Raw genomic sequence first — 21,493 nt, 5'->3', positions numbered from 1 at the left:
ATATTGATATATCTAAGAATTGATGGGTCAGCCTGCCTGCACATGAGCACTGCAGGCTGAACTGCTAAAATGTCACTAGCTGGGGTGAACCTATCCCGCAGCAGACAGACACAACGAGGTGAAAAATGTTAGAGCAAATCTGCCAACTGGCACGCGAAGCGGGCGACGCGATTATGCAGGTCTATAACGGTGCCGCGCCGCTTGACGTTTCTCACAAATCGGACGATTCACCGGTGACCGCTGCAGATATTGCGGCGCACAACGTTATCATGAAGGGCCTGAAGCAGTTATCGCCAGAGATCCCGGTGCTGTCAGAAGAAGATCCCCCAGCCTGGGAGGTGCGTCAGCACTGGCAGCGTTACTGGCTGGTCGATCCGCTGGATGGCACCAAAGAGTTCATCAAACGCAACGGCGAATTTACCGTCAATATTGCGCTAATCGAAGCGGGCAAGCCGGTTATGGGCGTGGTTTATGCACCGGTGCTGGGCGTCATGTACGCCGCTGCAGACGGTAAAGCGTGGAAAGAGGAGGGCGGTCAGCGTGAACAGATTCATGCCCGTGACGCGCGTCCTCCGCTGGTCGTGGTGAGCCGCTCACATGGCGATGACGCCGAGATGAAAGAGTACCTGAAACAGCTGGGTGAACATCAGACCGTCGCCACCGGCTCTTCTCTGAAATTCTGCCTGGTGGCGGAAGGGAAAGCTCAGCTCTATCCCCGTTTCGGGCCCACCAACATCTGGGATACCGGCGCGGGTCATGCCGTGGCGATGGCCGCTGGCGCCCATGTGCATGACTGGCAGGGTAAAACCCTGGACTACGCGCCACGCGAATCCTTCCTTAATCCTGGCTTCCGCGTCTCCCTGTTTTAATGCTGTCTGAATTTGCAGGCTGATGAAATCCCGGCGGTTGCGCTGTGACCGCCGGGATTTCAGCGATTACTCTTTTAGCAGTGAGGCCAGCAGCGCCATCACCTTTGTCACTTCATCCTGCGTCAGCGATCCATCCTTCACAAATCTCACCTTGCCCTGTTTATCCAGTACCACAATGGCGGAACCGCCCGACTGTAACTGCCAGGCATGCTGCACATTGCCCTTGCTGTCGATGATAAACTGCGACCACGGATATTGCTGCTTGTTGGTCTCGACGCTGCTGCGAACAAACATGCCGGTGCCAGGAATGGCGTCATCGGTATTCACGATAGTGGTGGTCTGATAGCGATCGTGTGGCAGCTTCGCCGCTTTGATCGCCTCTATCAGTGCCGCATTCATCTCTTTAGCGGAAGAGCGGCCAGCAATATGCTGGACCACGCGAATTTTTCCACTGAGCTGCGCGCTATTCCAGTTTTTGTAGCTAAACTTCTCCTGCTGTAATAACAATTCGCCCTTATCGTTGACGCCAGTGGCGGGGACTCGTGATCCCAGCCTGAGGTCATGGGCCATCACGCTTGCTGGTATCAGCAAAGACAACGCCACAGCGGTCAGAATGTTTCGCATTGCTATTTCCTTAAGTGATCGGACCAGTCAGTCATTTTACTGCAATAGTAAGCAGGGATGATGCGCCTGTCATGGAAAGGTGTCAGGTTTGTTATGGACACCACAATTCCTTAACCAATGAAGGTTTATACTGTCTTGTATGACCCTGATAACAGAGTGTTCTGTAATGATGTGTCAATTCAGTAAAAAAATTCACTTTTCGGAACACCAGACGATTTTAGTGTTCTATAGTTATCGCGAATTCGCGCTTCATGGGCTGGAACCAAATTTGGAAACGGCGAAGCGTGCTTTAAAAATGTACAGGAGTTAGTCAGTATGAAGATCTTCCAGCGCTATAATCCGCTACAAATAGCGAAATATGTAAAAACGCTGTTCAAAGGAAGGTTGTATATCAAGGACGTTGGCGCGTTCGAGTTCGATAAAGGGAAAGTCTTAATCCCGCGCGTTAAAGACAAACAGCATCTGAGCGTGATGTCAGAAATTAACCGCCAGGTCGTTCGTCTCAAGCTTGAGTTCAACTAATATCAAGGGCGCCGATGGCGCCCTTAGTGTCTGGCCCGTCAGACTATTTATTTCACAGTCTGAACCTGGCCCTCGGTCATTCTACTCTTCTTCACTTTTCGTCATGCTCAGCACCGGCGGTCGTTCGTCGATGCGGGTAACCAGCAGCTGGTCGATGCGATAGCTATCAATATCCACCACCTCGAATTTGTAGCCAGCAAACTTCACAAAATCCGTACGCTTCGGAATCTTACGCAGCATATACATCATAAAGCCGCCGATGGTTTCGTAGTTGCCTGACTGCGGGAAATCATCAATGTCCAGCACGCGCATCACGTCATCAATCGGTGTACCGCCCTCAACCAGCCATGAGTTTTCATCGCGCGCCACAATCTGCTCTTCCATGCCCTGGCCCACCAGGTCACCCATCAGCGTGGTCATCACGTCATTCAGGGTAATGATGCCCACGACCAGCGCATACTCGTTCATGATCACCGCGAAATCTTCGCCAGCGGTTTTAAAACTTTCCAGCGCTTCGGAGAGGGTCAGCGTGTCCGGCACAATCAGCGCAGAGCGAATCTGCAGGCCACTGTTCAGCGCCATACTCTGATTGCCCAGCACACGCAGCAGCAGCTCTTTAGAGTCGACATAACCGACGATATGATCGATATCACCGCTGCAGACCAGAAACTTAGAATGCGGATGTTCAGCGATTTTGGTCTTGAGGCTGGTCTCATCTTCATGCAGATCAAACCAGACGATATTCTCACGTGAGGTCATTGAAGAGGGAACGGTACGCGATTCCAGCTCAAACACGTTTTCAATCAGCTCATGCTCCTGCTTACGCAGCACGCCCGCCAGCGCACCCGCTTCAACGACGGCATAGATGTCGTCAGAGGTGATGTCATCTTTACGCACCATCGGCAGTTTGAAAATACGGAAGAAGACGTTGGCAAGGCCGTTAAACAGAAAGACCAGCGGACGCATCACCAGCAGGCAGAAACGCATTGGGTTGATGATGCGCAGCGCGATGGTTTCCGGGGCGACCATACCAACCCGCTTTGGGGTTAAATCGGCAAAGAGGATGAACAGGCTGGTCACGATAGTGAATGAGCAGATAAAGCTGAGCTGCTCCGCCAGTTCCGGTGAAACAAAGCGGTTAAACAGGCCGCTGAAAACCGGTGAAAAGGCGGCGTCGCCGACAATACCGCCCAGGATGGCGACGGCGTTAAGGCCAATCTGCACCACGGTGAAGAACATGCCCGGCGTTTCCTGCATTTTAAGCACACGCTGCGCATTAACGTTGCCTTCATCGGCGAGCAGTTTCAGTTTGATCTTACGGGCGGCCGCCAGCGATATCTCTGACAGAGAAAAAAAGGCACTGATTACGATCAGCAACAGAATGACAAGCAAGCTATCTAACATATGAGATCCAAAGGGTTATCCACTTGTCATTTTTGGCCTGGGCAGCGTGGGTAAGCGCAAACAGAGTTGGTTTATCCGTGAATCACAGCTATCCGTGCCAAAAATGTCTGCGCCTGTTCGACAGGAAAAAGATGTCGGGGCAGAAATGAAAACAGGCGGAATGCCTGTGGTGGCAGATTATAGCAGGAGCGCTCATTGTGCCGCCAGAGGGCAAACCGCCGCATCACACCGCATCTGCGTCCAGAGCGGCCGGTTATTGACTCGGATTTATCTGAGTGAGTCATCCGGATTTGATCATTCCGCCCCTCGGGAGTTGTATCGCGATCTCCATTTACCGACAATACCCTGTTATTTGACTTAGATGTCAGCGTTGCGTCGCCGTTTACCATAAAGTGCGGCTATGATGAGGGTGTTGCCGTTGCGGTAGTGCGGGCAAAGATGATTAATAAGTGCCCCGCGGAAAAGGGGCTGGCATGATTAACAGGAGTACAGGTGCCACGATTTTATGTTTATTGCATGGCTGGCCTGCTGCTTGCCGCGCCCGCCCTTGAGGCGGCGACAGTGCGATTACAGGTAGACGGCTTAACCGGGGATCTTCAGCGAAATGTCAGGGCGCGCCTGTCGACCATCGGCAGCGATGAGGTCTCTAACGATGGTCGTTTTCGCGCGCGTGTTTCTGTTGCGATAAAAGAGGGGCTGCGCGCACTCGGTTATTATGAACCCACCATTGATTTTGAATCCCGCCCCGCGCCAGCGCAGGGCGGACGCCCGGTATTAGTGGCCCATGTCACCCCCGGTGAACCGGTAAAAATCGGCGGCAGCACCATCGTGGTCGAAGGCGATGCGCGCAATGACGCAGATTATAAAGCCTGGGTGAAGCAGGGACGGCCCAAAGTGGGTACGCAGCTTAACCACGGGCAATATGACAAATTCAAAAGCGGCTTCTCAAATCTTGCGCTGCGTAACGGCTATTTCGACGGCACCTTTAAAAAAAGCCAACTCGGCGTCTCGGTAGAGCGGCGGGAAGCCTTCTGGGATATTGATTACGACAGCGGCGAGCGCTATCGCTTTGGCGACGTCACGTTCCAGGGTTCGCAGATTCGCGAAGAGTACCTGCAGAACCTGGTGCCGTTCAAAGAGGGGGATTACTACAGCTCCCGTGATTTAGCCGAACTGAATCGGCGTCTCTCCGCCACCGGCTGGTTTAATTCGGTGGTGGTCGCGCCCGAATTCAGCAAGGGACGCCAGACCAAAGTCCTGCCGCTGAATGCCGTAATGTCGCCCCGCACCGAAAACACCATTGAAACCGGTGTCGGCTACTCCACAGATGTCGGTCCGCGCCTGAAAGGCACCTGGAAAAAACCGTGGATCAACGATAGCGGCCACAGCCTGGCGGCCAGCGCCTACGTTTCTGCGCCGGAACAGCAGGTCGATCTCAGCTACAAAGTGCCGCTGCTGAAAAGCCCGCTGGAGCAGTACTACACCTTCTCTGGCGGCCTGAAGCGCACCGACCTCAACGACACTAAAGCCGACACCACGACGCTGGCGATGTCGCGTAACTGGGACAGCAGCAGCGGCTGGCAGAAGGCAGTTAACCTGCGCTGGAGCCTGGATCACTTTACGCAGGGCAGCGTGACCAACACCACGATGCTGCTCTATCCCGGCGTCAGCATAAACCGTACCCGTTCGCGTGGCGGTCTGATGCCGACGTGGGGCGATTCACAGCGCTACTCGGTGGACGTCTCTGATACGACCTGGGGTTCAGACGTTGACTTCCTGATCCTGCAGGCGCAGAACGTCTGGATCCGCACGCTGGGCGACAGCCATCGCTTTGTGGCGCGCGGCAATCTTGGCTGGATCGAAACCAACGACTTTGACAAAGTGCCGCCGGATCTGCGCTTCTTTGCCGGGGGCGACCGCAGTATTCGCGGCTACAAATACAAAAACATTTCACCGCGTGACGACGACGGCAAACTCACTGGTGCATCCAAACTCGCCACCGGATCGCTGGAATATCAGTACAACGTCACCGGAAAATGGTGGGGCGCGGTGTTCGTTGACTCGGGTGAAGCCGTTAACGACATCAAACAGAGCAATATCAAAACCGGCGCGGGCGTCGGCGTGCGCTGGTCTTCGCCGGTTGGCCCCATCAAATTTGATATCGCCAGACCCATCGGGGATGACGAGGCACATGGATTACAATTTTACGTAGGGCTGGGGCCAGAACTATGAAGCTGTGGAAAAAGGTCCTGATCGGTATTCTGATCTTTCTGGTACTGCTGTTGGGCGGTGTGGCATTTTTAATCGGTACCACGCCGGGGCTGCATTTAGTGCTGAAGGGGGCATCGCGCTGGGTGCCCGGCCTGTCCATCAGACAGGTTGATGGCGGCTGGCGTAACCTGACGCTCAACGGTCTGCGTTTTGAGATGCCAGGCGTCAGCGTCGATGCCGGGCAAATCCATCTGGCGGTGGATCTCAACTGCCTGCTGCACTCCTCCGTATGCGTTAACGATGTTTCCCTGCGTGATATCAGCGTGGTCGTCGACAGTAAGAAGATGACACCTGCTGCGCCAGCGCCGGAAGAGGAAAGTGGCAACACTAACCTCAGTACGCCATACCCGATTACGCTGCGTCACCTTGGCCTGCACAACATCAATGTCAAAGTGGATGACACGGCGATCTCGCTGCTCGACTTCACTACTGGCCTGCAATGGCAGGATCGCGCGCTGACGCTGAATCCGACCCATATTCAAAGCCTGCTGATTGCGCTGCCGAAAGCGGCGAAAGTCGTGAATGAAGAGGTGGTGGAGCCGAAGGTTCAGCAGCCTCATCCTGCGGAGAAACCGCTGGGTGAAACGCTGCAGGCGATGTTTGCCCAACCGCTGCTGCCTGCGCTGCCCGATTTCCGTCTGCCGCTGGATATTGAGGTGCAGCAGATTCTGGGTGAACAGCTGCGCATTACCGGCGACACCGATATCTCCGTCAGCCGGTTACTGCTGAAAGCTAAAACCGCCGATCGTCATATGCAACTGACGACGCTTGAAGTGGACTCGAATCTTGGCAACCTCAACGGCAGCGGACAGGCGACGCTGGCGGATAACTGGCCGGTCGATTTCACCCTGAACGGCACGGTTAACACCGATCCGATCAAAGGCGAAAAGCTGGCGCTGAAACTGAATGGTGCAATGCGCGACGAGCTGAAGCTGGGACTGAATCTTTCCGGTCCGGTGAAGGCGCAGCTGGACGCCACGACGCAGCTGGCGGTAGCAGGACTGCCGCTGTCACTGCAGTTAACCAGCCCGCAGTTACGCTGGCCGTTAACCGGCCCGGTTCAGTATCAGGCGGATGACCTGAACTATCAGTTTAAAGGCAAAGCCACCGACTATGTGATGTCACTGCAGACCGCCGTGAAGGGCGAGTCGGTACCACCAGCCACTGTCTCGCTGACGGGTAAAGGCAATGTTGAGCAGTTCAGCCTGGATCGCCTGCGCGTGGCTGCATTGCAGGGCAATATTGACCTCACCGCGCTGGTGGACTGGAGCAAGGCGATCAGCTGGCGCAGTGAGCTGACGCTGGCCGGGATCAACACCGCAAAACAGTATCCTGACTGGCCGGCGCGGCTGGATGGAAAAATCACCACCCGCGGCAGTCTCTATGGCGGCAGCTGGCAGCTGAGTGTGCCGCAGCTTCAGCTGAAAGGAAACGTGAAGCAGAATGCCGTGACCGCTGACGGCTCGCTGACCGGTAACAGCTACAACCAGTGGACGGTGCCGGGCATTAAGCTGGCGCTGGGACGCAACCATCTGGATGTCAAAGGGGCGCTGGGCGATAGTCTGGATCTTGATGCCAGCATCGACGCGCCACAGCTCGACAATGCGCTGCCCGGTCTGGGTGGTGTCGTCAACGGCACTATCAAAGCGCGTGGCACCCTGAAAGCCCCACAGCTGCTGGCCGATCTCAATGCCCGTGGTCTGCGCTGGCAGCAGATGCAGATCAATCGCGTTACGCTGAATGGTGACGTGCGCTCCGGCGAACAGGTGGCGGGTAAACTGCAACTGCGCGTCGAGCAACTGAAGCAGGATGCGCTGAACATCAGCCTGCTGACGCTGAATGCGGACGGCAACGAGCATCAGCATCAGCTGAAGCTGAATGTGCAGGGCAAACCGGTCTCTGGCCAGCTGGCGCTGAACGGCAGCTTCGATCGCCAGACCGAACGCTGGAGAGGCACGCTGAACGATACCCATTTTGATACGCCTGTCGGCGAGTGGCGTCTGACCCGCGCGATGGCCATCGACTATCTCAACAGCCGCCAGACGGCGACCATCGGGCCGCACTGCTGGCAGAACCCGAATGCACAGATTTGTGTACCAGAACCGGTAGAAGCCGGGCCGGCAGGCAAGGCGCATGTCGTGCTGAATCGCTTTGACCTGGCGATGGTGAAGCCGTTTATGCCGGATGCGACCCAGCTCAGCGGCCTGTTCAGCGGCGATGTGCGCGTCAACTGGACGGCCGACGGCGCGCTGCCGACCGGCACCGTGGCGCTGAAAGGCAACGGCGTGAAAGTGGTGCAGGATGTGCAGGGCAATAACCTGCCGATCGCCTTCGACACGCTGAACCTCAATGCCGCGTTGCAAAACGGACGTGCTAAGCTCGACTGGCTGATCCGCATCGCCAAAAACGGGCAGCTGGATGGCAACGTGCAGATCGACGATCCGCAAAACCGCCGTACGCTGGGCGGCAACGTTAATATCCGCAATATCTCGCTGGCGATGATCAATCCGGCGCTGATGCAGGGTGAGAAGATCAAAGGCAGCCTGAACAGCAGCCTGCGTCTGGGTGGCAGCATCCAGCAGCCGCAGGTATTTGGTCAGCTTGGTCTGACGGGTGTCGATGTGGATGGCAACTTTATGCCGGTCGATCTCACAGCCGCTAACCTGAATCTGGTGTTCAACGGCATGAGCTCGACCCTGAACGGGCTGGTGCAGACCGCGCAGGGCAACATTAACCTCAGCGGTAACGCGGACTGGAGTCAGCTTGATAACTGGCGTGCGCGCATTGCGGCGCAGGGCAGCCGGGTTCGCGTAACCGTACCGCCGATGGTGCGTATGGATGTCTCGCCGGATCTGGTGTTTGAAGCGACGCCAGCCGCCTTTAACCTTGATGGCCGGGTCGACATTCCGTGGGCGCGCATCACGGTGCAGGAAGTGCCGGAAAGCGCCACTGGCGTCTCGTCGGATGAGGTGATGCTGGATGAACAGCTGAAGCCAATTGCACCGCAAACCGCCGCGATCCCGATTAACAGTAATCTGGTGATCCACGTCGGTAACGATGTGCGGCTCTCGGCATTTGGCCTGAAAGCGAAACTGAATGGCGATCTTAAACTGGTACAGGATAGGACAGGGCTTGGTCTGAATGGCCAGATCAACATTCCGTCCGGTCGCTTCCACGCTTATGGTCAGGATCTGATCGTCCGTAAAGGCGAGCTGCAGTTTGCCGGTCCGCCTGATCAGCCTTACGTCAATCTGGAAGCTATCCGTAACCCGGATGCGACTGAAGATGGCGTCACCGCCGGTCTGCGCGTCACTGGCCTTGCTGATGAGCCGAAAGCAGAAGTCTTCTCCGATCCGGCAATGTCGCAGCAGGAAGCGCTTTCCTACCTGCTGCGTGGTCAGGGACTGGGCAGTGACGGCGACAGTAACGCCCTTACTTCGGCCCTTGTTGGCTTAGGGGTTGCACAAAGTGGGCAGGTTGTGGGTAAAATCGGGGAGACATTCGGTGTCAGTAATCTGGCCGTTGATACTGCGGGTGTTGGCGACAGCCAGCAGGTGCAGGTCAGTGGCTATGTACTACCGGGTCTGCAGGTAAAATACGGTGTTGGCATATTTGATTCACTGGCGACGTTAACCTTGCGTTACCGCCTGATGCCTAAGCTCTATCTGGAAGCCGTATCCGGTGTGGATCAGGCTCTCGATTTGCTCTATCAGTTTGAGTTTTAGCAATGCGAATAATTGTCTACGGCAGTTTACGGCGCAAACAGGGAAACAGTCACTGGATGACGAATGCGCAGTGGCTGGGTGATCACCAGATTGAAGGCTTTGAGCTTTACAGTCTGGGGCATTATCCCGGCGTCATAGAGGGCAATGGAGCGGTACAGTGTGAAGTGTACCGCATTGATGCCTCAACCCTTGCGGAGCTGGATGCGCTTCGCACCAAAGGGGGAGAGTACAAACGTTATCTGACTCAGACGCCGTTTGGCAGTGCATGGCTTTATGTCTATCAACGCTCAGTGGCAGGACGCCAGCGCATTATGAGTGGTGACTGGCTGAAGCGCGATGAGGAGCCAGAGGCCTGAACAAAAACACCGTCCAGTTGGACGGTGTTTTTTTTTTCGACTCACAAACCGGCAGCAGAATTACTTCTTCTGTGCACGCTCGTAAGAGGAGATGATTTCGGCTTTAGCGGCTTCGGCGTTATCCCAGCCATCCACTTTCACCCATTTGCCTTTTTCCAGATCTTTGTAGTGCTCAAAGAAGTGGGTGATCTGTGCACGCAGCAGTTCTGGCAGGTCGTTCACATCTTTGATGTGATCGTACTCTTTAGACAGTTTGGTGTGCGGAACGGCAACCAGTTTGGCATCTTCGCCAGACTCGTCGGTCATTTTCAGCACGCCAACCGGACGGCAGCGGATCACTGAGCCCGGGACCAGTGGATACGGGGTCGGAACCAGTACGTCAACCGGATCACCATCCAGAGAAAGGGTGTGGTTGATGTAGCCGTAGTTGCACGGATAGAACATGGCGGTAGACATGAAACGGTCTACAAACAGGGCACCAGACTCTTTATCAACTTCATATTTGATCGGATCAGCATTCGCTGGGATCTCAATGACAACGTAGATATCTTCTGGCAGGTCTTTACCTGCTGGCACCTGGTTCAAACTCATCTGGCATTCCTTCAGTAGTCGTATGTTGAGTGTCGGCTATTATAGCCAACTGACTCTGAAAGTATGCCCTCTTTTTGGCGTTTCGGAATGCGCCCTAACGCTACTTAGCCGCCACAAACAGCGAAACAATGCCTGCGGCAATCAGTGGTCCTACCGGCACGCCGCGGAAGAACGCTACGCCAATCACCGTACCAATCAGCAGCCCCCCGATAACCGACGGCTGCACGCTCATAAAGTTCACGCCACGACCGCCCAGCCAGGCGACAAAAATCCCCACCACAATCGCCACAATCGACTTCCAGTTGGCAAAGGATTTAAGCAGCGCGGAGGCGGGCAGTGAGCCGCTGGCCAGCGGCGCCATTACCGCCACGGTAAGAATAATGATGCCCAGGGTAATGCCCTGTTTTTCCACGTAGGGAAAGAACTGCGCCAGCGGGGTAATTTTAATCGCCAGCAGCACCAGGATAGAAATGGTGACTGCGTTGTTGTGAACAAAATAGCTCAGTACGGCAAGGGCAATCAGAATCAATGTCGAGGCGTAAGCAGCCATGGTTTCTCCCTGAAGGTTAATAGCGCACTGACGTCAGCCAGCGCAAAAGCGAGTTATGGGTCAGCAGTCATCGGGGTTGGCACAACTGCCTTTACCGAGGGACTGCAACATCAATGCCTGATTGCGTACCAGGCTCAGGCCCGGGCACTCAGCGCTACGCTGCCCAGCGTTCCCTGCGTCGCCAGCTGGCTGTGGCTCGCTGCAAGCCAGCTATCGCGGTAGCTCAGCCACGCGCGCTGTGCAATACGCAGTCTGTTTTTAGCGTCGCCGTTCAGGGTCTTCATCAGTGTGTTGTACTGCTGATTCATCTGCTGATCCCAGATCGTTGTGGCCGCAGCATAGCACTGGTTCATCGCAAGGGTCGCAGAGGCGTCATTGAGGCAGCGATCCAGTGCGGCGTCTGAAGGCAAATCCTTTGCTATCGTCGCCGTACTGACGAACAGTAGCATCAGAAGTAATCCCGATTTCATTCTTTTCTCCGGATAGCGGGCAGGCGGCGATCAGATTGAGCGATGTTTCTGTGATGATCAAGTTGTTAACACTAATCAGAGTTAAAGTTTCGCCCCGTTACTGCCGATAATTTCTCCGCTTTAGGGCCGCTTCAAAATTCGCCTTTTCACATACACGGAAACTATCAGGATGAAACAGTTATCACTTCGCACGGGGTTGCTGGCATTGCTGGCATTTATGACACTGCTGCTGTTGGCGGTGAGTTTTATGGGTATCGTGGCAATTAATAAAGGCAATCGCTCGCTGGATGTAATCAATCGCATTCAGGGGATCGAGCTGAACAGTCTGTATAAGAGCAATTCCGATCTGATGCGGGCCCGCGCAAACGCGGCGCTGGCGGTACGTAAAATTGAAATTGGTATGCTGGAAGAGGGCGCGGCAGTGACAAAACTGTCGCAGGCGGATGTGGTGTCATCGCAGAAACACCTGAAGCGTTTTGTTGATGCCGGAACAGTGACGGCGCACGGCAAAATGCTGGCGGATGCGGTTTCAGCCAGTTACAAAGCCTATCTCGATCAGGGCATCAAACCGATGATGGATGCGCTGGATAAGCAATATACCGACGAATATTACCAGCTGCTGGAAGGCAATCTGGCGACGCTGGCGGCCAGTTACGACAAGGCGGTCAATGACTTCAGCCAGCTGGCCGATCAGATCACTCAGGCCCAGCTTGAACAGGCGGCCTACAACGAAACCAAAATGAAAATCCTGATCGCCGTAGCGGGGGTATTAACCCTGCTGCTGCTGGTGCTCGCCTGGCAACTGCTGCGCCGGATGCTGCTGCAGCCGCTGAACCAGGCAATTGTCCATCTTGAGCAGATCGCGTTGGGCGACCTGTCACAGGCGTTGCCACCGTCAAGTAACAACGAGCTGGGACGACTTAACCACGCGCTGAGCGGGATGCAGCAGTCACTGCGCACCTCGGTGAGTCAGGTGCGTGAAGCGAGTATGCAGATCGACATCGGCAGCCGTGAACTGGCCGCGGGTAACGTCAATCTGTCGCAGCGCACCGAAGAGTCTGCCGCTTCGCTGGAGCAGACGGCGGCTAGCATGGAGCAGCTCACGGCAACCGTGCGCCTTAACGCCACGAATGCTCAGCAGGCGAATCAGCTGGCTAGCGCGGTCTCCGAGACTGCCGATCGCGGCGCTGAGGTGGTCAGCTACGTGATGGAAAAAATGCATGAGATCACCGACAGCGCCAATCGCATCGGCGACATTCTCAGCGTGATTGACGGCATCGCCTTCCAGACCAATATCCTGGCGCTTAACGCCGCCGTGGAAGCGGCGCGCGCAGGTGAACAGGGTCGGGGCTTTGCAGTAGTGGCGAATGAAGTGCGCACGCTGGCACAGCGCAGCGCTAACGCCGCCAAAGAGATTCGCACGCTGATCAGTGATTCACAGACGCGGGTCAGAGAGGGCACGGAGATGGCGACGCGCGCTGGTGAAACCATGGATGAGATTTCTGGCGAGGTCATGCGCGTCACGGCACTGATGAAAGAGATCTCGATGGCCTCCGACGAGCAGAGCCGTGGCATTGAGCAGGTCAATCTGGCGGTCACGCAGATGGATGCGGCGGCGCAGCAGAACGCCGCGCTGGTGGAGCAGGCAACCGCCGCGACTCAGTCGCTGGAAGCGCAGTCCGATCAGCTTCAGGCAACCATGGCGCAGTTCAGATTACAGACGGCATAAAAGCAAAAAGGGCGCGAAATCGCGCCCTTTTTATATCTCTTTTTATACTACGACCAGATTAACCCTGACGGCAATCCGGGAACTCAGCCAGGAAACGCTCAACGTCGTTTACCATTGCCTCATTACCGCAGTAGAACGGGCAGCGCTGATGCAGCGTGACCGGTGGAATATCCAGAATACGCTTCTGACCGTCGCTGGCTTTACCGCCCGCCTGCTCGGCCAGAAAGGCCATCGGATTGCACTCATACAGCAGACGCAGCTTGCCCTGAGGATGGCTGGCGGTGCTTGGGTAGAGGTAGATCCCGCCTTTGAGCAGATTACGATGGAAATCCGCGACCAGCGATCCGATGTAACGTGAGGTATAAGGACGGTGCGTTGGCAGATCCTCTTCCTGACAGAACTTCAGATATTTCTTCACACCCTGCGGGAAACGAATGTAGTTACCTTCGTTAATCGAGTAGGTGTAACCGGTTGGTGGATAGGTCATACGTTCGTGGCTGAGGCAGAACACACCCAGTGACGGATCGTAAGTAAACGCATGCACGCCTGCACCGGTGGTGTACACCATCATGGTGGATGAGCCGTAAACCACGTAACCGGCAGCAACCTGCTTGTTGCCTGGCTGCATGAAGTCCGCTTCAACCACTGGCGTACCCGGCTCGCTGACGCGATGATAAATAGAGAAAATGGTACCGACGGAAACGTTAACGTCGATGTTAGAAGAACCATCCAGTGGATCCATTAACACCACGTACTTACCGTTTTCCTCACCTTCAAAGATAACGAACTCGTCTTCTTCCTCAGAAGCGATACCGGCGACGATGCCACGTGCTTTCAGTGCTGCCTTCAGTTTTTCGTTGGCAAACAGATCCAGTTTCATCTGCTGTTCACCCTGAACATTTTCCACACCACTGGCACCGAGAATATCCACTAAACCGGCTTTATTGATGTCGCGGTGGATAATTTTGGCACCCAGCTTGATAGCTGAAATCAGCGCCGTCAGTTCACCTGTGGCGTGCGGAAAGTCGTGCTGCTTCTCGACGATAAATTCGCCCAACGTTTTCATAACACATTCCCTGAATCTTCGATGGAGTGGCAGCACGCGTAACAGTCTGCCAACGGATGCGTACGCAGTTTAGCCGATTGAACTTCAAAAACCATAGTCCTAATCCGTTTCTTCCGTCTGCGAGCGGCGTTACACTGTGCGCCGAACTTTTGAGTAATGGATCATGTTATGCGCATTCACATCCTCGGGATTTGTGGCACTTTTATGGGTGGTCTGGCGGTGCTGGCTCGTTCACTGGGTCATCAGGTGACCGGTTCCGACGCCAACGTTTACCCGCCAATGAGTACACTGCTCGAACAGCAAGGCATTGAATTAACGGAAGGTTATGACGCCAGTCAGCTTGATCCGGTGCCTGACTTAGTCATTATCGGCAATGCGATGACGCGAGGTAATCCTTGTGTGGAAGCAGTGCTGGAACGCAACATTCCCTACCTCTCCGGCCCGCAATGGCTGCACGATTTCGTGCTGCGCGACCGCTGGGTGCTGGCCGTGGCCGGAACCCACGGTAAAACCACCACAGCCGGCATGGCAGCGTGGATTCTCGAGGCCTGCGGCCTTGAACCCGGCTTCATTATTGGTGGTGTGCCTGGAAACTTCGATGTCTCGGCAAAATTAGGAAAAAGTCCATTCTTCGTGATTGAAGCGGATGAGTACGACTGCGCGTTTTTTGATAAGCGTTCCAAATTTGTCCATTACTCTCCACGGACCCTGATCCTCAACAACCTTGAGTTTGATCACGCCGATATCTTTGACGATCTGCGGGCGATCCAGAAACAGTTCCACCATCTGGTGCGGATCGTGCCGGGCCAGGGCAAGATCCTGCTGCCGGAACATGATCCTAACCTCAAACAGGTGATGGCGATGGGTTGCTGGAGCGAGCAGGAGAGCGTTGGCGAGCACGGGCGCTGGCAGGCGAAGAAGCTGACCAACGATGCGTCTCACTGGGAAATCTGGCTCGACGGTGAGAAAGTCGGGGAAGTGAACTGGGCGCTGGTGGGCGAACACAACATGCACAACGGCCTGATGGCAATTGCTGCCGCGCGGCATGTAGGTGTGAAGCCGGAAGATGCCGGCCAGGCGCTGAACACCTTTATCAATGCACGTCGCAGGCTGGAGGTGCGTGGCGAAGTGAATAACATCAAAGTCTATGATGACTTCGCTCACCATCCGACGGCCATTCTGGCGACACTGGCTGCCCTGCGCAGTAAAGTGGGTGGCAGAGCACGTATCCTGGCCGTGCTGGAGCCTCGCTCCAATACGATGAAGATGGGCGTCAGCAAAAACGACCTGGCGCCGTCGCTGGCGCGTGCTGATGAGGTCTTCCTGTTCCAGCCGCACCATATTCCGTGGCAGGTTTCAGATGTAGCAGAAGCGTGCATTCCGCCTGCGCACTGGAGCGCGGATATCGATACCCTGGTCGAAATGGTGGCCAAAGCCGCTCAGCCTGGCGACACGATTCTGGTGATGAGCAACGGCGGGTTTGGTGGCATTCATCAGAAGCTGCTGGACAGGCTGGCCTGAAAATCAGGCGCCCGTTTCGGGCGCTTTTTTTTAAAGCGTTATTGCCGTTAATATTATTTCCTGAATAAATCCCGCATAGTTTGAATCTGATCTGCTCACTCTTCCTTCAGTTGCCATATTTTCTTTATTAGTGTCTGAAACAGAAAGGCCACACCTGCCGGTTATTTTTAGCATCGTCTCTGTTGCAGCTGAGAAATAAATAATAATCAGAAGGATTCAGATTAAAGAAACAATTAACAGGTTTTCTTTATGTGGCATCTTATATTAATACAGGGTTTAAATATAAGTTAAATTTGGGTTAAATGAATTCGGATAATTCATTGCCCTTATTACTGAGAATAAGGACATTTTTATGGGAAAAAATACAACACGATCATTAGCTCTGGGCGTCACGCTGTTATGCACTTCGGCGGCAGCGCTGGCAACGGCTACGGTGGATTACCGGCACGAGTACCGTCTTCGCGACCGCACACACTATGACAAGCTGGGGCTGAGTACCACACTGCCGGATAATATGTTTCTTGGCGTCGAAACCAAATTTAAAACCGGTGGCGCAGATCCAAAAGATAAATATTATAACGACACCGTGTTAAATGTGGTGGAAGTCACTTTTCTGAAGTCCTGGTACTGGGGGAACTGGACGCTATCGCCTTTTATTCAGCCGGAATTTAACTCCTCGCGCACCGAATGGAAGTTTGGTGTGGCACCCTGGTATAAAATTAATGACCGCTGGTCTGTTGGCGGATTATATCGCCTTGAACTGACTGATTATGCCCATGACGATCACTGCCGCACCGGGGGTATTGATTATTGCGATACTGACCGGCATCGCACGGCTAACCGTTTTGATCTCTATCTGCGGAATAAAACCGATCGCCTCACCACCACCTATAAGCTGGTGTATAAGCACGCGGATGCGAAACTGTTTGCTAATAAACATGATGACTATGAACAGGAGTTACAGTTCGATTATGCGCTTGGCAACGATCGCGTCTGGGTGCCTTACGTCACCTTTGGTGATATCGGACGTTCTGCTACATCGAGCGAACGCCAGTTGCGGCTGCGCACCGGTATTCTCTATATCTATCGGTAAGTGCTGCCGGGAGGCGGGCGAGACTGCCCGCCATGGCATTACTGCGCTTCGGCCAGCTCACGCAGATACTGGAAAATCTGACGGGCAGACTTCGGCGGCTTGTTGCCCGCTTTCTCTTTCTGCGCATTACGGATCATACTGCGTAACTGCTGACGATCGGCATCGGGATAAAGCGCAATCACGTCGCTCATCGCCTCATCACCTTGCTCAATCAGACGATCGCGCAGCATTTCCAGTTTATGGAACAGCGCAACCTGCTGGTTGTGGCGATTCTTGAGCTTATCCAGCGCAATGCGGATAGGCTCCACATCAATGCTGCGCAGCAGTTTACCGATCAGCTGCAGCTGACGGCGGCGACCCTCTTTCTTGATGCGCTGTGCCAGTTCGATCTCGGTGCGCAGGCGCTCATCCAGCGGGATTTTATCCAGCGAGTTTTTACCCAGATCAACCAGTTCGGCTCCCAGGCGCTTTAACTCTTCTGCATCGCGTTTAATTTCACTCTTACTGACCCAGATAATCTCTTCATCTTCTTCTTCGTCATTATCTGGCACATCGTCGAGCCACTCATCGGGCTGTCTGGTCATTTCCGGGCTCCCAAAAAAAAGAGGCTAATCCTACCAGTTTATCGGGTGACTGCGAAATTGTTCTCTGACTCTGATAGACTCAAATCATTCACACATAAGATTAGACGGCAGGTCGATGAACGTATCTACTCAGGTTGCAGAACAGCGAAAAGTACTGGAGCAGGCCATTGCGCAGGCACTTGAACTGGCTAAAGCAAGCACTGACAGCGCGGAAGTGGCTGTCAGTAAGACCACCGGCATCGGGGTCAGCACCCGTTATGGCGAAGTGGAAAACGTTGAATTTAACAGCGACGGTGCGCTGGGCATCACCGTTTATCATCAGAATCGTAAAGGCAGTGCCTCATCGACCGACCTCAGCCCGGATGCGATCAAACGTACCGTGCAGGCCGCGATTGATATTGCCCGCTACACCTCGCCCGATCCGTTTGCCGGTCTGGCCGACGCAGAGCTGCTGGCCTATGATGCGCCGGATCTGGATCTTTACCATCCGTGGGAAATTGACGCTGACCGCGCCATTGAACTGGCCGCGCAGGCGGAGCAGGCGTCACTGCGTGCCGATAAGCGAATTACCAACACCGAAGGCGGCAGTTTCAACAGCCACGTCGGCATCAAAGTCTTTGGCAACAGCCACGGAATGTTGCAGAGCTACTGCTCAAGCCGCCATTCGCTCTCCAGCTGCGTCATCGCTGAGCAGGATGGCAACATGGAGCGCGACTACGCCTATACCATTGGCCGTGCATTTGAAGATTTGAAAAGCCCGGAGTGGGTAGGAGCCGAGTGCGCGCGCCGTACGCTCTCCCGTCTGGCCCCGCGTAAACTGCCGACCATGAAAGCCCCGGTGATTTTTGCCGCTGAAGTGGCGACCGGCTTGTTTGGTCATCTGGTTGGTGCGATCAGCGGCAGCAGCGTTTACCGTAAATCGACTTTCCTGCTGGATTCAATGGGTCAGCAGATTCTGCCGGAGTGGCTCACCATCAGTGAACAGCCACACCTGCTGAAAGGGCTCGCCTCTACGCCGTTCGACAGCGAAGGGGTACGGACTCAGGCGCGCGACATCATCAAAGATGGCGTATTGCAGACCTGGCTGCTGACCAGCTATTCCGCCCGTAAACTGGGTCTGACCAGCACTGGTCATGCTGGTGGTATTCATAACTGGCGCATTGCGGGTCAGGGCCACAGCTTTGACGACCTGCTGAAGCAGATGGGAACCGGATTAGTGGTGACCGAGCTGATGGGCCAGGGCGTCAGCGCTATTACCGGTGACTACTCACGCGGTGCAGCCGGTTTCTGGGTTGAGAATGGCGTCATTCAGTACCCGGTCAGCGAAGTCACTATTGCCGGCAATCTTAAAGAGATGTGGCACAACATGGTGACCATCGGTGACGATATTGAAACCCGCAGTAATATCCAGTGCGGTTCCGTGTTACTGCCTGAGATGAAGATAGCGGGCCAATAAAGATGAATTCCTGAAGCAGCCTGTTGGCTGCTTTTTTTTCATCACAATAAAAAGGAAGTAATGATGCGTAAGCATGTGATTGCAATGTTGTCGGCTTCTCTGTTGTTCTCCAGCGTCAGCCTCTATGCGGCAGATCTGGAGCAGGATATGGACACGCTCAATGCGAATCTGAAAATCGTTAAGAAAACGGACAGTGCGCAGGAGATGCAGCAGGCGTTAACCAAAATGCGAACCGCGGCGCAGGATGCCAAAAAGTCGACGCCCGATAAGCTGGAAGGTCAGCCTGCTGACAGTGCGCAGATCAAAGACTACCACGCGGGCCTCGACTCACTTATCGCACAGATTGACGTGGTCAGCGCGCTGGCGAAAGCCAACAACGTGGACGGCGCAAAGCGCGAAGCCGCTAAATTTGATGACATCCGTAATACCAACCATAAGAAATTCCGCTAATCCGACCGCCGGTCAGCCTGACCGGCGGTTTTTACCATCACTTCTGCTTATCACCGCACCGTAAACCACCGCCCGGCAGTCTGGTCGCCGCACAACATCACCGCCTTGCGAAGCTAACGCCATCATTTGGCGCATTTTGCGACGTATATCGCACTAAGCGTGCAGCCTGCGATCTGACGCACAACCTTCACTTCAATTTCCACTTACTGCTGGAAATGTTGCCTCTCCACAGCCGGGGTGATGACCGCTAATTTATTTCTAACGCGAATTATCCGGTTTAACAGGAGTAGCAAGGTGAGCAATAACGGCGTCCCGGTGTATGAAGCGCCACCGGAGAAAGTGCAACAGCTGGCTGACAGCGTAATGACGCAGATTGCGGCGATCTATCAGCAGCATGGCATTCAGCCCAATGCGGTCCAGCAGCAGATGCTGCAATCGCATGTCGGGGCCATGGCGTCACGCTCGCTGAGCGGGGAGCCGCTGCCGGAAGTGGAAGCGGAGCTGTTTGAGGATATTCCGCCTGAAACGGTCGCGCTGGCGCAGCAGGTCGTCGACCTGTTCGGCAATCTCCCCCGCGAAGAGGCCTGGCTGCTGTCAGTGCATATTGAAGTTGCGCGATCAAACAATTAGAGAGGAACACACCATGGTAACAGTAGTGATTGGCGATCGTTTAGGTAAGGGCCAGAAAGTGGCGGCGGGCATCGAGAAAGCGGGTGGTCGTGCTGTCGTGGTGCCAGGCGTGGCCGCTGACATGAAGCTGGGTGACGTGATGAAGGCAGAAAACGCCGATTTCGGCATCTCGTTCTGCGGCAGCGGCGGCGCAGGTGCTATCACCGCGCAGAACAAATATGGCTACAAAGCCAAACACGGCATGCGTTCTGTTGACGAAGGCGTCACCGCCATCAATGAAGGCGCCACGGTGCTGGGCTTCGGCTTTATGGATAAAGAAGAGTTAGGCGAGCGGCTGGTGCAGGCCTGGAACAAGAAGCACGGCAGCTGATTATGAAAGAACACTACGTTACCCAGGTGACGGTTGAGGGCAAAGGCGACACCAAAGCGAAAGCCTTTGCCGATGCCCTGAGTCGTGTGCAGAACCAGGTTCTGCGCGCGACGCAAAAAATTCTGCTGCGCATCGAACCTCAGGATGTCCGGGTGCTGCGTGCGCAGGAGAGCGTCAGAACCGAGAAGTTTCTCTTTTTCTTTCTGGCGCGCCAACGGCGGAGCTTCAGCGTAACGCTGGAGATCACCGTCAGCGTCACCGTTTTCGACACCGAGCAGGTGACGTTCACGGCGGCATCATAAAACAGAACCTGTTTACATCAGCCCGCCGTTTGCCCATTCCACTGCTGTAGCGATAGCGCGGCGGTCAGGCCGGGGCGATGCGGCGGCGCGGATAGGGCGGGTAAAAACGACAACAAGGTACAACAACATGTTTTTAATCATTTTGTTTAAGTCGTTGATCATTGGGGGCCTGGTAGGCGTCGGCGTTGGCGCGGGGGCTGCACGTATGTTCCACGCGCCCACCACCCAGGGCATGGGGGCGTTTCGTACGCTGGGCGAGCTGAACTCGTGTGAAGGCGATCCGGCATCTCATTTCTCCTTTGGTCTTGGCTTCTTTTTCAATGCCTGGGCATCGTCTGTCGCAGCCGGTTCATTCACGCAGGATGTGGACCATCGTATCATTCCAAACTGGGGTGCGGCTGCCCTGATGGTGAAGAATCGTAATGTGGCGGAGACGCTGCACGATCCGAAAAAAATGGCCATCGCCTGCGGCATCATCGGCATGATCGTGGTCGCATTCCTCAACTCTACCGCCTCTGCTGTGCCGGCTGCGCTGCAGGTGACGGCGGTCAAAGTGCTGGTGCCCGCCGCAAACCTGCTGGTGAACACCGTCATGCCGGTCATCTTCTGGCTGGCGGCGATCGATGCAGGCAAAAAGTCAGGCTTCTGGGCCACCATTTTTGGCGGTCTGGCGCAGCTGATCATGGGCAACGCCGTACCAGGTCTGGTGCTGGGGATCCTGATCGGTAAAGGCGTGGAAGAGAGCGGCTGGAACCGGGTCACCAAAGTAATGATGACCGCCATCGTGCTGCTGTTTGTGCTGAGCGGCTTCTTCCGCGGTTTCGACATGAAGCTGCTGCAGTCCTTCCAGCTCGGCATTCCCGGCTGGCTCGACATGATCCACAACTCAGTCAGCGGCAAATAAGAGGCG

The 21,493-nt window shown here is 55.0% G+C and carries 20 protein-coding genes and 1 pseudogene; 14 read left to right on the top strand and 7 right to left on the bottom strand.

Annotated elements, in window-relative coordinates:
* Window positions 1-125 precede the first annotated feature (125 nt).
* The gene (gene cysQ, locus BY447_RS08165; RefSeq protein ID WP_033734032.1) at window positions 126-869 is read left to right on the top strand and encodes a 3'(2'),5'-bisphosphate nucleotidase CysQ; all 744 of its coding nucleotides are present in this window, start codon (window positions 126-128) and stop codon (window positions 867-869) included.
* Window positions 870-935: 66 nt separating this feature from the next.
* Here cysQ and BY447_RS08160 read toward each other — a convergent pair whose 3' ends face one another.
* Window positions 936-1,493: a YtfJ family protein gene (locus BY447_RS08160; RefSeq protein ID WP_110330932.1), complete on the bottom strand. Its 558-nt coding sequence runs from the start codon at window positions 1,491-1,493 to the stop codon at window positions 936-938.
* Window positions 1,494-1,808: 315 nt separating this feature from the next.
* Here BY447_RS08160 and BY447_RS08155 point away from each other — a divergent pair, with 315 nt between their 5' ends.
* On the top strand, window positions 1,809-2,015 hold the full coding sequence (locus BY447_RS08155; RefSeq protein ID WP_003855513.1) for a DUF1107 domain-containing protein: 207 nt from the start codon (window positions 1,809-1,811) through the stop codon (window positions 2,013-2,015).
* Window positions 2,016-2,096: 81 nt separating this feature from the next.
* On the opposite strand, the gene BY447_RS08150 is transcribed toward BY447_RS08155, so the two are convergent.
* Window positions 2,097-3,419, bottom strand: a complete 1,323-nt coding sequence (locus BY447_RS08150) for a hemolysin family protein (RefSeq protein WP_013359164.1) — start codon at window positions 3,417-3,419, stop codon at window positions 2,097-2,099.
* 516 nt (window positions 3,420-3,935) lie between these two features.
* Between BY447_RS08150 and tamA the strand changes: the two genes are divergently transcribed.
* From tamA to BY447_RS08135, 3 genes are read left to right on the top strand one after another with little or no spacing between them, the layout of a single operon-like run.
* Window positions 3,936-5,651 carry an autotransporter assembly complex protein TamA gene (tamA, locus tag BY447_RS08145; protein WP_199226949.1) on the top strand — a complete coding sequence of 572 codons (1,716 nt, stop codon included), beginning with the start codon at window positions 3,936-3,938 and terminating at the stop codon, window positions 5,649-5,651.
* Window positions 5,648-9,415 carry an autotransporter assembly complex protein TamB gene (gene tamB / locus BY447_RS08140; RefSeq protein ID WP_110330930.1) on the top strand — a complete coding sequence of 1,256 codons (3,768 nt, stop codon included), beginning with the start codon at window positions 5,648-5,650 and terminating at the stop codon, window positions 9,413-9,415. The genes tamA and tamB overlap by 4 nt, the downstream gene beginning before the upstream one ends.
* A gap of 2 nt (window positions 9,416-9,417) precedes the next feature.
* Entirely contained in the window at window positions 9,418-9,771 is a 354-nt protein-coding gene (locus tag BY447_RS08135) for a gamma-glutamylcyclotransferase family protein (RefSeq protein ID WP_013359161.1), read from the top strand.
* 60 nt (window positions 9,772-9,831) lie between these two features.
* Here the strand turns inward: BY447_RS08135 and ppa are convergent, their stop codons facing one another.
* The 3 genes and pseudogenes from ppa to BY447_RS08120 all read right to left on the bottom strand — a co-directional run bounded on the left by ppa (window position 9,832) and on the right by BY447_RS08120 (window position 11,382).
* On the bottom strand, window positions 9,832-10,362 hold the full coding sequence (ppa, locus tag BY447_RS08130) for an inorganic diphosphatase (protein ID WP_003855519.1): 531 nt from the start codon (window positions 10,360-10,362) through the stop codon (window positions 9,832-9,834).
* 100 nt (window positions 10,363-10,462) lie between these two features.
* Entirely contained in the window at window positions 10,463-10,912 is a 450-nt protein-coding gene (locus BY447_RS08125) for a DUF441 domain-containing protein (protein WP_013359160.1), read from the bottom strand.
* 60 nt (window positions 10,913-10,972) lie between these two features.
* A pseudogene (locus BY447_RS08120) lies at window positions 10,973-11,382 on the bottom strand (lysozyme inhibitor LprI family protein).
* A gap of 169 nt (window positions 11,383-11,551) precedes the next feature.
* On the opposite strand from BY447_RS08120, the gene BY447_RS08115 reads away from it, so the two are divergent.
* Window positions 11,552-13,111 carry a methyl-accepting chemotaxis protein gene (locus tag BY447_RS08115; RefSeq protein ID WP_110330929.1) on the top strand — a complete coding sequence of 520 codons (1,560 nt, stop codon included), beginning with the start codon at window positions 11,552-11,554 and terminating at the stop codon, window positions 13,109-13,111.
* 58 nt (window positions 13,112-13,169) lie between these two features.
* Here the strand turns inward: BY447_RS08115 and fbp are convergent, their stop codons facing one another.
* Window positions 13,170-14,177, bottom strand: a complete 1,008-nt coding sequence (gene fbp / locus BY447_RS08110; protein WP_013359157.1) for a class 1 fructose-bisphosphatase — start codon at window positions 14,175-14,177, stop codon at window positions 13,170-13,172.
* 168 nt (window positions 14,178-14,345) lie between these two features.
* Here fbp and mpl point away from each other — a divergent pair, with 168 nt between their 5' ends.
* Both mpl and BY447_RS08100 read left to right on the top strand, forming a co-directional pair.
* Window positions 14,346-15,698 (top strand): UDP-N-acetylmuramate:L-alanyl-gamma-D-glutamyl-meso-diaminopimelate ligase, encoded by a 1,353-nt coding sequence (gene mpl, locus BY447_RS08105; protein ID WP_110330928.1) that lies wholly within the window; start codon window positions 14,346-14,348, stop codon window positions 15,696-15,698.
* Window positions 15,699-16,050: 352 nt separating this feature from the next.
* On the top strand, window positions 16,051-16,791 hold the full coding sequence (locus BY447_RS08100) for an oligogalacturonate-specific porin KdgM family protein (protein WP_110330927.1): 741 nt from the start codon (window positions 16,051-16,053) through the stop codon (window positions 16,789-16,791).
* Window positions 16,792-16,829: 38 nt separating this feature from the next.
* Here the strand turns inward: BY447_RS08100 and yjgA are convergent, their stop codons facing one another.
* Window positions 16,830-17,375, bottom strand: a complete 546-nt coding sequence (gene yjgA / locus BY447_RS08095) for a ribosome biogenesis factor YjgA (RefSeq protein WP_013359154.1) — start codon at window positions 17,373-17,375, stop codon at window positions 16,830-16,832.
* A 115-nt stretch (window positions 17,376-17,490) separates the two neighbouring features.
* On the opposite strand from yjgA, the gene pmbA reads away from it, so the two are divergent.
* The 6 genes from pmbA to BY447_RS08065 all read left to right on the top strand — a co-directional run bounded on the left by pmbA (window position 17,491) and on the right by BY447_RS08065 (window position 21,487).
* Window positions 17,491-18,831: a metalloprotease PmbA gene (gene pmbA, locus BY447_RS08090; protein WP_013359153.1), complete on the top strand. Its 1,341-nt coding sequence runs from the start codon at window positions 17,491-17,493 to the stop codon at window positions 18,829-18,831.
* Between the two features lie 63 nt (window positions 18,832-18,894).
* Window positions 18,895-19,281, top strand: coding sequence for a cytochrome b562 (cybC, locus tag BY447_RS08085; RefSeq protein ID WP_033734013.1), 387 nt, complete (start codon window positions 18,895-18,897; stop codon window positions 19,279-19,281).
* A gap of 294 nt (window positions 19,282-19,575) precedes the next feature.
* On the top strand, window positions 19,576-19,911 hold the full coding sequence (locus BY447_RS08080) for a glycine dehydrogenase (protein ID WP_061063460.1): 336 nt from the start codon (window positions 19,576-19,578) through the stop codon (window positions 19,909-19,911).
* 13 nt (window positions 19,912-19,924) lie between these two features.
* On the top strand, window positions 19,925-20,281 hold the full coding sequence (locus BY447_RS08075) for an SFCGS family glycine-rich protein (RefSeq protein WP_010256477.1): 357 nt from the start codon (window positions 19,925-19,927) through the stop codon (window positions 20,279-20,281).
* Between the two features lie 2 nt (window positions 20,282-20,283).
* Window positions 20,284-20,583: a DUF4312 family protein gene (locus tag BY447_RS08070; RefSeq protein WP_013359149.1), complete on the top strand. Its 300-nt coding sequence runs from the start codon at window positions 20,284-20,286 to the stop codon at window positions 20,581-20,583.
* 127 nt (window positions 20,584-20,710) lie between these two features.
* Window positions 20,711-21,487 (top strand): DUF4311 domain-containing protein, encoded by a 777-nt coding sequence (locus BY447_RS08065; RefSeq protein ID WP_008925780.1) that lies wholly within the window; start codon window positions 20,711-20,713, stop codon window positions 21,485-21,487.
* Window positions 21,488-21,493: the final 6 nt, after the last annotated feature.

The organism is Pantoea sp. JKS000250, from assembly GCF_003201065.1.
Taxonomy (GTDB): Bacteria; Pseudomonadota; Gammaproteobacteria; order Enterobacterales; family Enterobacteriaceae; genus Pantoea; species Pantoea vagans.
Note: the sequence above shows the minus strand (reverse complement) of the source record. Positions and strands in the feature narration are given on the sequence as shown.